Origin of the sequence: Actinomadura rubrisoli (assembly GCF_004349215.1) — a bacterium.
Lineage (GTDB): Bacteria > Actinomycetota > Actinomycetes > Streptosporangiales > Streptosporangiaceae > Spirillospora > Spirillospora rubrisoli.
The window spans coordinates 1-12,873 of record NZ_SMKU01000266.1 but is presented as its reverse complement, the minus strand read 5'-3'; the positions used below and the strand labels follow the sequence as shown (position 1 = coordinate 12,873).

Annotated in this window: 14 protein-coding genes and 1 pseudogene; 11 read left to right on the top strand and 4 right to left on the bottom strand. The window is 69.7% G+C overall.

Features of this window, described 5'->3' with window-relative positions:
- Positions 1-361 precede the first annotated feature (361 nt).
- Positions 362-517, bottom strand: a complete 156-nt coding sequence (locus E1298_RS48680) for a hypothetical protein (RefSeq protein WP_165975817.1) — start codon at positions 515-517, stop codon at positions 362-364.
- Between the two features lie 792 nt (positions 518-1,309).
- Here E1298_RS48680 and rpsP point away from each other — a divergent pair.
- From rpsP to E1298_RS51960, 10 genes and pseudogenes are all read left to right on the top strand, one after another.
- Positions 1,310-1,759: a 30S ribosomal protein S16 gene (gene rpsP, locus E1298_RS34505; RefSeq protein WP_131900850.1), complete on the top strand. Its 450-nt coding sequence runs from the start codon at positions 1,310-1,312 to the stop codon at positions 1,757-1,759.
- A 1-nt stretch (position 1,760) separates the two neighbouring features.
- Positions 1,761-2,003, top strand: a complete 243-nt coding sequence (locus E1298_RS34500) for an RNA-binding protein (protein ID WP_021598307.1) — start codon at positions 1,761-1,763, stop codon at positions 2,001-2,003.
- 233 nt (positions 2,004-2,236) lie between these two features.
- On the top strand, positions 2,237-2,749 hold the full coding sequence (gene rimM, locus E1298_RS34495; RefSeq protein WP_131900848.1) for a ribosome maturation factor RimM: 513 nt from the start codon (positions 2,237-2,239) through the stop codon (positions 2,747-2,749).
- Positions 2,746-3,528, top strand: a complete 783-nt coding sequence (gene trmD / locus E1298_RS34490) for a tRNA (guanosine(37)-N1)-methyltransferase TrmD (RefSeq protein WP_131900846.1) — start codon at positions 2,746-2,748, stop codon at positions 3,526-3,528. Before rimM ends, trmD begins: the two co-directional genes overlap by 4 nt.
- A 118-nt stretch (positions 3,529-3,646) precedes the next feature.
- On the top strand, positions 3,647-3,997 hold the full coding sequence (rplS, locus tag E1298_RS34485; protein WP_067461562.1) for a 50S ribosomal protein L19: 351 nt from the start codon (positions 3,647-3,649) through the stop codon (positions 3,995-3,997).
- 170 nt (positions 3,998-4,167) lie between these two features.
- Positions 4,168-5,040: a signal peptidase I gene (gene lepB / locus E1298_RS34480; protein WP_243725984.1), complete on the top strand. Its 873-nt coding sequence runs from the start codon at positions 4,168-4,170 to the stop codon at positions 5,038-5,040.
- Between the two features lie 379 nt (positions 5,041-5,419).
- Positions 5,420-6,145 carry a ribonuclease HII gene (locus tag E1298_RS34475; protein WP_131900842.1) on the top strand — a complete coding sequence of 242 codons (726 nt, stop codon included), beginning with the start codon at positions 5,420-5,422 and terminating at the stop codon, positions 6,143-6,145.
- Positions 6,142-6,456, top strand: a complete 315-nt coding sequence (locus tag E1298_RS34470) for a DUF2469 domain-containing protein (RefSeq protein ID WP_131900840.1) — start codon at positions 6,142-6,144, stop codon at positions 6,454-6,456. The genes E1298_RS34475 and E1298_RS34470 overlap by 4 nt, the downstream gene beginning before the upstream one ends.
- A gap of 136 nt (positions 6,457-6,592) precedes the next feature.
- Entirely contained in the window at positions 6,593-6,991 is a 399-nt protein-coding gene (locus tag E1298_RS34465; RefSeq protein WP_131900838.1) for a hypothetical protein, read from the top strand.
- Positions 6,992-7,990: 999 nt separating this feature from the next.
- Positions 7,991-8,281 (top strand): annotated as a pseudogene (locus tag E1298_RS51960) (hypothetical protein); the annotation flags it as partial.
- Positions 8,282-8,364: 83 nt separating this feature from the next.
- On the opposite strand, the gene dprA reads toward E1298_RS51960, so the two are convergent.
- Genes dprA through E1298_RS34440 form a run of 3 tightly spaced genes read right to left on the bottom strand, consistent with a single transcriptional unit; the run spans position 8,365 to position 11,708 of the window.
- Complete coding sequence (gene dprA, locus E1298_RS34450; RefSeq protein ID WP_131900834.1) at positions 8,365-9,810, bottom strand: DNA-processing protein DprA; 1,446 nt, start codon at positions 9,808-9,810, stop codon at positions 8,365-8,367.
- Positions 9,807-11,354, bottom strand: coding sequence for a YifB family Mg chelatase-like AAA ATPase (locus E1298_RS34445; RefSeq protein ID WP_131900832.1), 1,548 nt, complete (start codon positions 11,352-11,354; stop codon positions 9,807-9,809). Before E1298_RS34445 ends, dprA begins: the two co-directional genes overlap by 4 nt.
- Complete coding sequence (locus E1298_RS34440; protein WP_131900830.1) at positions 11,355-11,708, bottom strand: YraN family protein; 354 nt, start codon at positions 11,706-11,708, stop codon at positions 11,355-11,357.
- A gap of 156 nt (positions 11,709-11,864) precedes the next feature.
- Between E1298_RS34440 and E1298_RS34435 the strand changes: the two genes are divergently transcribed.
- The gene (locus tag E1298_RS34435) at positions 11,865-12,776 is read left to right on the top strand and encodes a tyrosine recombinase XerC (protein WP_243725982.1); all 912 of its coding nucleotides are present in this window, start codon (positions 11,865-11,867) and stop codon (positions 12,774-12,776) included.
- Positions 12,777-12,873 lie beyond the last annotated feature (97 nt).

Sequence of the window (12,873 nt, the reverse complement as noted above, 5' to 3'; positions counted from 1 at the left end):
ACCCGCAGAACGGAAGAACGAGGCGGCACCCCGGATTGCGTTGCGGTGTCGTCCCAGAACAACGGGCGGTGCCCAGATCATGGGCGGGCCCGGGAACGGTGAGCCGTCGCCCGGGTTTATAGGACGTTGTCCGAGGCCCGTGTGACACCACCCGCAGAACGGAAGAACGAGGCGGCGCCCCGGATTGCGTTGCGGTGTCGTCCCAGAACAACGGGCGGTGCCCAGATCATGGGCGGGCCCGGAAACGGTGAGCCGTCGCCCGGGTTTATAGGACGTGGTCCGAGGCCCGTGTGAACACCACCCGCAGAACGGAAAGGCGACGTCCCGAAACCGCGGCGCAGACGCCTCGAACGACGAGGCATCACCTCCACCCTCCCCGCTCGATCAGCCGCCGCAGCGGCGTGCAGTTCTCGGTGCGCGACCACCGGTACACCGTGACCTCGATCACCTCGCCCCCGGCGGCGCGCAGGGACCCGGTCAGCTCCGGCTGCTGCTCCCCGTGGAGCCGGACAGTCACCCGCGCACAGCGCTCGGAACAGCGAAGGGCCCGGGAACAGTGAGGCGCCGTCCGGCATCATGAAGCGTCGGTCTCGGAACGGCGAGGCGACGTGCCAGGGCTGTAAAGCGACACCCCGGGACCCGGAACAGTGCAGCCCCAGGACCGCTAGGCGGAGCCTCGGCACCACGGGGGCGAGCCACGAACCACGAGGCGTCGTCCGGGATCGGGGGGCGGTACCCCGGAGCCCAAGGCGGCACCCGGGATGGCGAGGGAGCCCGGGGCCGCCAGGCGTGGCCGGTGACGTGAGGTCGCCCGGGTCGCGGGGCGGCCGTCGTGCGAGGAGCGTCGGGCATTGCCCGATGAGCGTGAGGCAGCGCCCCAGAGTTGGAGGCGGTGCCCCGGCATCGTGACCTGGAGGCGAGAGGGTTTGGAATCGCGAGGGGCCGCCCAGGATGGTGGGAGCGTCTCCCCTGGAATCGTGAGGCGGCGCCTTGGTGGGGCTTGAGAGCGTTAGGGGAGCCCGGCCCGGACTGCGAGGCGGCGCGCCGGAAGGGTGTGGTGGTGTACTCCTCGGTGGCAGGGGTCCACGGTGTGTTGATCTCTTGGACACGCAGAGAAGTCGCCGCGTGTCATCGTGCGATTGCGCTTTTCCCGCCATCGTCTGGCAGAATGACAGGCTGGAAACCCCGGATTCGCCAGGCGCCCTCTCTCGTCCTGTGCGGCCGGAGTCCATGGAGCGGCCGTGAGCCGGTGTTCCCCACCTGGTACGGGCCGCTCGCCCTGTAATGAAGTCTGGAGTACACCACACCCGTGGCAGTCAAGATCAAGCTCAAGCGTCTGGGGAAGATCCGGAACCCGCAGTACCGGATCGTCGTGGCTGACGCGCGCACCAAGCGTGACGGCCGGGCCATCGAGGAGATCGGGCTCTACCAGCCCAAGCAGGAGCCGTCGCTCATCCAGATCGACTCCGAGCGCGCGCAGTACTGGCTCGGCGTCGGCGCGCAGCCGACCGAGCCCGTCCTCAACCTGCTGAAGATCACCGGCGACTGGCAGAAGTTCAAGGGCGAGCCCGGTGCCGAGGGCACCCTCAGGGTCGCCGAGCCCAAGGCCGACAAGAAGGCGGTGTTCGAGGCCGCCGTCAAGGAGTCGCTGGGCGACGACGAGGCCGCCGCCGCCGCGACCCGGTCCAGGAAGAAGGCCGAGCCGAAGAAGTCCGAGGCGAAGGCCACCGAGACCACCGAAGTCAAGAGCGAGGGCTGACGTGCTCGAAGAAGCGCTCGAGCACCTGGTCCGCGGGATCGTCGAGAACCCGGACGACGTCCGGGTTCGCGCCCGCCGGATCAGGGGCGGCCGGGTCCTGGAGGTGCGCGTGCACCCCGAGGACCTCGGCAAGGTCATCGGCCGCAGCGGTCGCACCGCCAAGGCCCTGCGCACGGTGATCAGCGCTCTCTCCGGAGGCCGCTACGTGCGCGTGGACCTGCTCGACGTCAACGAGGTCCGCTGAGTGGCCCCCTGGCATCACCCATGCCGGGGGACGCTCGGCTCCGCTCGGGCCGCCGACCCTGAACTCGTCCCCAGGACCGCCCCTTGGGTGCTCACGCCCCAAGGGAACGTCCAGGACGGCCTGGTTCCGGGAGGCGTTTCCCAGAGCGGTGACCGGGCCGCCGGTCATTCGGCGGCCGGGCCTCGCGTCGGCCTGCCCCTCCGGGCCGGCCGGGCCCTGACGGAGCGGTCCCGATGAGCGAGCACCTCGTGGTGGGCCGGATCGGTCGCCCGCACGGGATCCGCGGCGAGAACACCATCGATGTCCGCACCGACGAGCCGGACACCCGGCTCGCGGCGGGCACGGTGATCGCCACCGATCCCGCGGACGCCGGGCCCCTCACCATCGAGCGTGCCCGCTGGCATTCGGGACGCCTGCTCGTGCGCTTCGCCGGGATCGACGACCGCACCGCCGCGGAGGAACTGCGCGGCGTCTACCTGGTCGTCGACCCCACCGACATCCCCCCGTCCGCCGACCCGGACGACTTCCACGACCAGGAACTGATCGGGCTCGCCGTGGTCACCACGGACGGGGCCGACGTCGGCCAGGTCGCCGAAGTCCTCCACCACGGCCAGGACCTCCTGGTCGTGCGCGGCGCGTCAGGCGAGACGCTGGTCCCGTTCGTGGCCGCGCTCGTCCCCGAGGTGGACGTCCCCGGGGGGCGGCTCGTCATCGACCCGCCCCCCGGACTGCTCGACGAATCATGAAACTCGACATCGTCACGATCTTCCCCGAGTACTTCGCGCCGCTGGAGGTCTCCCTCCTCGGCAAGGCCCGCCGCAACGGGCTCTTGGACGTCCACGTCCACGACCTGCGCGACTGGACCCACGACCGGCACCGCACCGTCGACGACACCCCGTACGGCGGTGGTCCCGGGATGGTGATGAAACCCGAACCGTGGGGTGAGGCACTCGATACCATCGCGCCACCCGGCGCCACACCCCGGATGATCGTCCCTACGCCGAGCGGCCGTCCGTTCACCCAGGCCCTGGCGGTCGAGTACGCCGCCGAGCCCTGGCTGCTGTTCGCCTGCGGGCGCTACGAGGGCATCGACTCCCGCGTCGCCGACGAGGCCCGCACCCGGATGCCCGTGGACGAGGTCAGCCTCGGCGACTTCGTCCTCGCCGGCGGAGAGGTCGCCGTCCTGGTCATGGTCGAAGCCGTCGGCCGTCTCCTGCCCGGCGTCCTCGGCAACGCCGACTCCGTCGCCGACGACTCCTTCGCCCCCGGCGCCATGGAGTCGCTCCTGGAGGGCCCCGTCTACACCAAGCCCCCCACCTGGCGCGAACGGCCCGTCCCGGACGTCCTGCTGTCGGGCCACCATGGCGCGATCGCCCGCTGGCGTCGCGACGAGGCACTGCGCCGGACGGCACGGAACCGTCCCGAACTGGTCGCCCGCCTGGACCCCGCGTCCCTTGACAAACACGACCTGGACGTCCTCCGGGAGGCCGGTTTTCCGGTTGACGGGGAAGATATGGCACACTGAAGCGTTGCCGTGCGCCCGAACGCACGGTGCCCAGACCCACTTCCCGCGGCGCGACGCCCCCACGAAGGACCCATCGGGGCCTCTCGACGCCCGCGTTCGACCATGAGGAACCGCTGCGATGCACACGCTGATCCAGGAGATCGAAAAGGCCGCGATGCGCGCCGACGTTCCGGACTTCCGTCCGGGCGACACGCTGAAGGTGCACGTCCGCGTCACCGAAGGCAACCGGAGCCGTATCCAGGTCTTCCAGGGCGTGGTGATCCGGCGGCAGGGCGGCGGCGCCCGCGAGACCTTCACCGTCCGCAAGGTCAGCTACAGCGTCGGCGTCGAGCGGACCTTCCCGCTCAACAGCCCCTCGATCGACAAGATCGAGGTCGTCACCCGCGGCGACGTCCGCCGCGCCAAGCTGTACTACCTGCGCAACCTTCGCGGCAAGGCCGCGCGCATCAAGGAGAAGCGCGACTTCTGAGCCAGCGGCTCGCCAACGCCCCGGGGAACCCTGCGCGGTCACCGGGGCGTTGCCTGTTTCGGACGAACATGACCGGCTCGGTCCTCAGCGACACGCCCACGGGCGGGCTCCCCGGGCCCCGGCGCCGCTAGGCTTTCGCTCTGATGACTGACGAGGACGATCGGAGAGACGTGCGATCCGAAGCCGAGGGCGCGGTGCCCGAAGAAGAGCAGACCGTGACCTCCGCCGAGGAGGACGAGTCCCCCGACGAGGGCAAGCGCAAGAAGAAGCAGGGCTCGTTCTGGAAAGAGCTCCCTGTCCTCATCGTGGTCGCCGTCGTCCTCGCCCTGGTCATCAAGGCGTTCGCCGTCCAGGCGTTCTACATCCCGTCCGGCTCCATGGAGAACACCCTCCAGGTCGGCGACCGCGTCCTCGTCAACAAGATCGTCTACCACACCCGCGACATCGCCCGCGGCGACGTGGTCGTCTTCAACGGCGTCGACTCCTGGGACCCCGAGACCCAGGTCAAGGAGCCCGGCAACCCCGTCTCCAAGGCCCTTCACTCGGTCGGCAGCGCCTTCGGGGTCGCCCCCAACGAGAAGGACTACATCAAGAGGGTCATCGGCATCCCCGGCGACCACGTCAAGTGCTGCGACGCCCAAGGCCGCGTCACCGTCAACGGCGTCCCCCTCGACGAGAAGTCCTACCTGTTCACGGACCCGATCACCCACGAGCAGAACAAGCCGTCCAACGACACGTTCGACGTCACCGTCAAGCCGGGCCAGCTCTGGGTCATGGGCGACCACCGCGAACTGTCCTACGACTCCCGCTCCCACCGCGGCGACCCCGGCGGCGGGACCATCCCCACCAGCCGCGTCATCGGCCGCGCCTTCGTGATCGTCTGGCCCCTCGACCGCCTGGACACCCTCCCGATCCCGCGCACCTTCAAACAAGCGGGCTTCAAAGCCGCCGGCATCACGGCCCCCGCAACCCCCATGGTCATGGGCCTGCTGGGCGCCTTCCCAATCACCTACCTTTACCGACGCCGCCGCCAAAAGCTCTAGCTCAAGGCACGGCGCCGTGAACGGCCCCAGACTCGGTTTTGGTCCGGCACCAAGGCAAAACCACCAGAACACCTCAACCAGCGCAGTTCTCGGCCCCTTCTGGACGTTTCGCCGCCATGCCGTACCGCAGCTGTCGGCTGAGCCGGCACGGTGGTTCTCGCCCCCGGGGCTCCCCATGAATGTCCGCCGCCCGTGACGGATGCCCCTCCCGCAGGCACGGGACGGGGGCCCACTTGAGGTGACCAGTAGAGATGGATCTGCGGTGTGCCGGAGGAGCCGGGCGGAGATCTCCAGGTCACGTCAGGGTGGATCGGGGACGTGTCGGGAACGGCGGCATTCGGTGCACAGCAAGGGGTTCCGGCAACGTACGCTGCGGTGCATGAAGGGTCGTCCACTCCGATTCACGCCGCGCCGTGACGCAGGGATGCACGCATACGAGCGCGCCCTGGAGCACGGCGGGTTCAGCCCGGTGGCCGGCGTTGACGAAGCGGGGCGGGGCGCGTGCGCCGGGCCCCTGGTCGTCGGCGCGGTGATCCTTCAGGGTGGACGTGGCCGGATCGAGGGCCTCACCGACTCCAAGCTGCTCACGCCCTCCCGCAGGGAAGAGCTGTACGCGGAGATCACGAAACGCGCGTATGCGTGGAGCGCCGTCATCATCCCGTGTCACGACATCGACCGGATCGGGCTCCACCGCTGCAACATCACCGGTATGCGGCGCGCCTTGGCCGCCTTGGACAAGCGTCCGGCCTACGTGCTGAGCGACGGCTTCCCCGTGCCGGGCTTGGAGGCCCCCAGCCTGGCAGTGATCAAGGGCGACCAGGTGGCCGCCTGCGTGGCGGCCGCCTCCATCATCGCGAAGGTCACCCGGGACCGCATCATGGTGGACCTTCACGAGCGATACCCCGCGTACGGCTTCGACCTCCACAAGGGCTACGTGACGCGCGCACACGGCGCGGCCCTCGCCGAGCACGGACCATGTCCAGAGCACAGGTTCTCCTACGTCAATGTCGGGCGTGCCTTGCGTAACAATGGGGACGTGGCCCTGGGGGAGGGGACCGAAGGGGAGGTCCCCGGCGGAGGCCGTACGGAAGGGGCACGAGCGTGAGCGCCGAGGATCTCGAGAAGTACGAGACCGAGATGGAGCTGCAGCTCTATCGCGAGTACCGAGACGTCGTCGGACTCTTCACCTACGTCGTCGAGACGGAGCGACGGTTCTACCTCACCAACTCGGTCGACCTCCAGGTGCGCAGCGCCGACAACGGTGAGATCTTCTTCGAGGTCACCATGCAGGACGCCTGGGTCTGGGACATGTACCGCCCTGCCCGCTTCGTCAAGAACGTGCGTGTCGTCACCTTCAAGGACGTCAACGTCGAGGAACTGGCCAAGAGCGACTTCGAACTCCCGTCAGACCAGTAATGCCACACGCGTCGCTGGCCCGGCCCTGAGGACCGCCGGGAGGGCTCCCGCCGCCGCGGAGTACACATGAGCTATCCCGCAGGTCTGATGTCGGCTCATGTTGTGGACGGCGGCGATGACAATTGGCCAGGTTGGAGTGCGTCTGGCGTTCGCTGTGGCCGGTGTCGGACCGGTGATTCTCGCGGCACGGGTCGATGATCTTCCTCTGCGGCTTGTGGGCATAGCGGTCGCTTTGGTGTTTCTGGGTCCGCTGGTGGGGGTGCTGGTCGGTGACATCCGGCGATGGCTGGGCGGTGTGCCGCCACCCGCGCCCGATCCGTGGCCGAGCCATCCGGCTGGCCGGCCGCCGGCCATCGAATGGGTGGTCGCCGTGGCCTTCAACGGCAGCTGCGCTCTGCTTGTCTGGGCAGGAGCGCTCGCCGCGCACACCGCCCCCGAACTCCTCGGCGGCAGCCTGGGCTTCGCCCTGGTGATGGCGGGGCTGAACGTCGGGCTGGTGCGCCGCTGGTGGCGGAGCCGCCAGAACCGCAGTTGACCCAGAACCATCCTCGGCCGATTCCTCAGGAGATCGCCGAGCAGAACCTGAGCGAGACGAGCCACCAGAAGAGCTGACCGTCCAGCCACCTGCGGATCCGTCCGTCTCCTGCCAGTTGAGATCTGTGAATGCGGGGGGTTAAGGACGAAGTGGCAGGCCAGTCAAGTTGATGAACCCGGAGGCCAGGCCGGGACGGTACTGGATGCGTTTGAGACGGCTCTTGATCAGGGCAAGTAGTTGCTCGGGGCCGATCGGCCAGGCTGCGCTTGAGCTGGAACCACCCGCCCTCGACCGGAGCGTAGGCCGCCAGGGAGAACACCCGCAGCCAGGGCCGAGCGGCGATCAGCCGACGCACCCGGGCACTGCGATGGGTCCCCGAGATTGTCCCAGACCAGCACGATCGGGCCGCCGAGCTGCTGACGCGCAGCCTCCAGCAGCCGGCCTCGGCGATCCCTTCGGCCTCCCGATGGATCAGCCACGGCCGTCGGCCCAGCCGAATGCAGATCAGCCCGGCCAGTTCGGCGCCCTTGGCCAACTCCGCCGCCGCATCGAGCGGCGTTCGGCGTCAAACGGGTTGCGCCGGGCCATGGATCTGTCGCTTTCGTACTTTGCCGGTGGCGCGGCTCGACACCGACAAAGGCCCGTCGTTTGGCGGTCTCGAGGTCGAGTCCGTCGCCGGTGTAGGCCATCTGCACACGGACGTCCGGTTCCGCGTGTCGCGGGAAGTTCGTGAGCGTCTCCTGGGGGTTCCGGTAGGTGGCGTGGTCGGTGGGCGGGGCGAGCGCTGTCGCTGTGCCTGTGGTCTGGAGGTGGACCGGGGCGGGCTTTAGCTGGTGGCGCGGCTCGGCACCGGCGCGGGCTGCGGAGGCGGCCGATGACGCGGCCGGCCGAGCGCATCTGGGTGGTTCACGCCGCCTCGGGCGGTACCCACGGGTCGCTGCGGGATGCACGCTGAACTTCGTCATGCCGAGATGCGGGTGAGCCCCAGACGGGTGGAGCGTGATACGCAAGCAAGGCGTCACCCGCGCTGACACCCCCACCGGCACCCCCACCGGCGCTAGCGCTGGCACCCGCATCCGCACTCGCGTCGGCGCTGTGCTTGTGATCTGGAGGTGGACCGCGACGGGCTTTTGCCGGTGGTGCGGCTCGGCATTGGCGTGGGCGGCGGAGGCGGCCGATGACGTGGCTGGCCGAGTGCATCTGTGTGGTTCCGTTGCCTCGGGCGGCACGTATGGAGCGCTGCGGGTGCACGCTGACCTTCGTCATGCCGGGATGCGGGTGAGCCCCAAACGGGTGGAGCGTGATGCGCCAGCACGGCGTCACCCGCGCTGGCGCTGGCGCCCGCACCGGCACCCCACGCTGGCACCGGCACCTCACGCTGGCACTGGCGCCCGCACCGGCACCGGCACCCGCACCGGCGTTGGCGTTGGCGTCCCACGGTGGCCGCCGCGTTCGTCGCGGCGGTGCCCGATCTGCTGCGCCGTGATGTCTCCGTAGGTGCGGGCGCTGAGCGCTGGCGCGGGGATGTGACCTATCTGCCGGTTGGCGGTTGGCGGATGTTCTGGGCCACCGTGATGACATCGGCACCCCGGCGGCTGGTGGGTTGCTCGATGGCCGAGCACATGCGCGCTGATCTGGTGATCGACACCCTGCTGGCGGAGTGTGGGTGGTCTTTGGGGGTCGGGTCGTGGTGGGCAGCGCGTGTCGGTTTGTCTCGGTTCTTGTTGATCTTGACTCTGGGGCGCTTGATTCTTCGCTTCCGATTGCGGAGTTGTGCTTCTGGGGGCGGGTGCGAGTGCGCGTGTGCTGGTTGGACGGACGCGGTTCGGTCCGTCGGGGTTGCGGGTTGTGGAAGTGGTCGGGGTGGTGTGGTGAGGCTCTTTCGGCATCTCCTTGCTCTTGGACGGTCCTTCCGTTGGTGGGAGACGGAGCGGTGCTGAGTTCGGCTGGGCTTCTGGGCGGGTGGTCAGGATCGTCCCCTCCTCGCGGAGGAGTTTGTGGCAGCCGACCGATGAGCGGGAGGTGATCGGGCCCGGGACGGCCATGACGACGCGGCCGAGCTTGCGGGCCCAGGTCGCTGTGTTGAGGGCGCCGCTGCGGGCTTCGGCCTCGACGATGAGGGCGCCGCGGGAGAGGGCGGCGATCACGCGGTTGCGGACGAGGAAGCGCAGGCGGTGCGGGGCGGTACCCGGCGGGGATTCGCTCACCAGGAGCGAGCGCCGGGCCATCTCGGCGAACAGGCCGTCGTTGGACGCCGGGTAGGCCACGTCGACGCCGTTGGCCAAGACGGCGACGGTGGAGCCCTCTGCGGCCAGGGCGCCGCGGTGGGCGGCCGCGTCGATGCCCAGGGCGCCGCCGGAGATCACCGTCCAGCCTTGGTCGGCGAGGTCGGAGGCGAATTCGGCGGCGGCGCGCAGGCCGTAGGGGGACGCGGCGCGGGAGCCGACGATGGCGACGGAACGCAGGCATCCGTAGCGCAGGTCGCCTGGGCCGCGCAGCCACAGGGCGTAGGGGCGGTGGTCGCCGAGGTCGTCCAGTGTGGTGGGCCATTCTGGTTCTCCTGGGCAGATGAGGCGGCCGCCGAACTGTGCGCATACGGCCAGATCTTGGTCGGGGGCGGTGGTCGCCAGGCGGATGCGCCACCGGTCGAGGCGCTTGAACTCCTGGGGCGTGATGGGCAGGTCGGCGGGGATGCGCCCGGTACGGATCGCCTTGAGCGTCTCTTCGGGGCTGGAGTGGTCGATGATCCGGTTGAGGAGGGCGTCGCCGGGTTCGGCGACGGCGGTGAGGGCCGCTCGGGCGGTCTGTTCGGAGTTCATGAGCGGGTCCACAGGGCGAGCGCGCCGCCGATGTCGTCCGCGGTCGGTTCGTCGTGGGCGGAGAGGTCGGCGATGGTCCAGGCGACTCGCAGGATGCGGTCGAGGCCGCGTGCGCTGAGGGTGCCTCTCTGGAGGGCCTCGTCGGCCGCGTACATCGCCTCGGCCCGCGGGGTGAATCGGCGGCGCAGCTCGGGGCCCGGGATCTCGGAGTTGGAGCGCCATGGCGTGCCGGCCAGGCGCTTGAGGGTTCTGTCTCTGGCGAGCAGGACGCGTTCGGCGACCACGCCGCTGGCCTCGGCGAATTCGAGGTCGTAGCGGAGCTCGGCCCGGCTGGCCGGGGACAGTTCGAGCTTGAGGTCGATGCGGTCGAGGAGGGGGCCGGAGATCTGGGACGTGTACTTGCGGCGGAGCCCGGGGGCGCAGGAGCAGTCGACCTGTTTGGCGGCCGCGCAGGGACACGGGTTGGCAGCAAGAACGAGCGTGAAGCGCGCGGGGAACGTGGCGGTGCCCTCGGCCCGCGAGATCCGTACCTCGCCTTCTTCGAGGGGTTGGCGGAGGGCGTCGAGCGTCCCGTGCTGGAATTCGGGTGCCTCGTCCAGGAAGAGGATGCCCCTGTGGGCTAACGAGACGGCGCCTGGCTGGAGAATGCGGCCGGAGCCGCCTCCGACCATCGAGGCGCGGGTGGCGGTGTGGTGCGGCGCGTAGAACGGTGGTTGGACGATCAGCGGCTGCGTGGGCGGAAGGGTGCCCGCGACGGAGTGGATCGCGGTGACCTCCAGTGCGGAGTCGGGTTCGAGGGGCGGCATGAGGGTCGGCAGGCGTTCTGCCAGCATCGTCTTGCCGCACCCTGGTGGGCCGGAGAAGAACAGGTGATGCCCTCCGGCGGCGCTGACCTCCAGAGCACGGCGCGCCTCCGCTTGGCCCTTGACGTCGGCCAGGTCGAGGTCTGTCCGGGCGGCCTGTCGCCGGACGGCCAGCCCGTCGGACGGAGCCGGGGAAGGGGTCGACTCCTCCTCTTCGAGGGGTGGCGGTTCGTCGCGCAGGATGCAAAGGAGGCCGCGCAGGGTCGCCGCGGAGACCACCTCCATGCCCGGGACGAGTTGCGCCTCGGCGGCGTTCGCGCGTGGGACGACGACCGTGTGGCAGCCCGCGTTGGCGGCCGCCAGGACTGCGGGGAGCACGCCGGAAATGGGGCGGAGGCGTCCGTCGAGCCCGAGTTCGCCGATCACCACGAGGCCCGCGCAGGAGCGTGCGGGGACGGCCTCGGCGGCGGCGAGGAGCGCGACGGCTATGGCGACGTCGAATATGGAACCCTTCTTCGGAAGGCTGGCGGGGAAAAGCGACACCGTGACGTGGCGGTTGGGGTAGTCCTCGCCCGAGTTGAAGATCGCGGCCCGGACGCGGTCGCGGGCCTCGCTGAGGGCGGTGTCGGGCAGGCCGATCAAGTGCAGGCCCGGAATGCCGCTGGTGATGGCCGCCTCGACGTCCACGACGAAGCCGTCCACACCGACCAGGTGTACCGAACGGGTCTTGGCGAGGGTCATTCAGCACACCTCCCGCAGGTGGTCGACGGAGAAGCCGTCGCCGTCGACGACCAGGCCGAGCACGTCGACCCGGACGGGCCTGCCGCCGGCGCCGTGCGCGGCGGCCCACTGCCAGGCCAGCCTCCTCAGCCGGTTCGCCTTGGCCGTGGTGATCGCTTCCATCGGGTCGCCGAACCGTGCCGAACTGCGCGTCTTCACCTCGCAGGCGATGTGGCGGCGGCCGTCGTGCGCGACGATGTCGAGCTCGCCGTCACGGCCTCGCCAGTTGCGGTCGAGGATCGTCCAGCCGAGCGAGGTCAGATATGCGGCCGCGGCGTCCTCGCCGCGGCGGCCCAGGCTGATGTGGGGGGTCATGGGCCTCACCTCCGGACTTCGACGCTGCCGGAGCCGCGGGTCCCTCGGTAGTAGAACGGCGTTCTGTGGAAAACCTCGAAGGTCATTCGCGTCAATTCAGTTGAAAACGGCCTTCGGTGCTTGCTTCGGCTCGGGTGTTGGCGCAGCGTGGCGGCTGTGAGCAACGCGCTTGAGGTGGCAGTCCAGGAGTTCGAGCGCTATCTGCGGGCCGAACGGGCTGTGTCGCCGCATACCTTGCGGGCCTATCTCGGTGATCTGAACGATCTGTGCGGTTACGCGGCCGAGGTCGGCGTGGCCGAGCCAGGGGCGCTGAACGTCTCACTGCTGCGAGCCTGGCTCGCTCGCCAACACGCTCTGGGACGGTCCCGCGCAACCCTGGCCAGACGGACGGCCGCTGTCCGCGCGTTCACGGGGCACCTGCGTCGGCGTGGTCTCCTCCAGGCCGATCCAGGGCTGCTGCTGGGCACCCCCAAGCGGCATCGGGATCTGCCTGGGGTGCTCACTCAGGACGACGCGGCGCGACTGTTGGACGAGTTGGACGTTGAGGGCCCTCTGGGCCTGCGTGATCTGGCAGTACTGGAGGTCCTCTACGGGACCGGCGTGCGTGTCAGCGAGCTGTGCGGGCTCGACATCGACGATCTGGACACCGATCGGCGGACCGTTCGCGTCCTCGGCAAGGGCGGACGGGAACGCACAGTCCCCATAGGCGAACCCGCCGCCCGTGCCGCGCAGGACTGGCTAAGGGCGGGGCGCCCCGCGATCTCGAACGAGGAGAGCGGGGCGGCCCTCTTCCTGGGCGTGCGCGGAGGACGCCTTCACCCAACGAGTGCCCGCCGGATCGTCCACGCGCGGATCGCCGAGGTCGGCCAAGTGCCGGACCTTAGCCCGCACGGCCTGCGGCACAGTGCCGCGACCCACTTGCTGGAGGGCGGTGCCGACCTGCGAAGCGTCCAGGAGATCCTTGGCCACGCATCTCTCCAGACCACCCAGCTCTACACGCATGTATCCGCTGAACGGCTGAAGCAAGTTCATCGTCAGGCCCATCCACGCGGTGTTCAGGACGCTTGAGAGCGCCGACCCTGGGGTGTGGCGTCAGGGTGTGCGGCGTAGACGGCGTTCTTGGGCCAGGTCGATCACGCCCGGCGGGGGACGGTGGGGGTGAGGG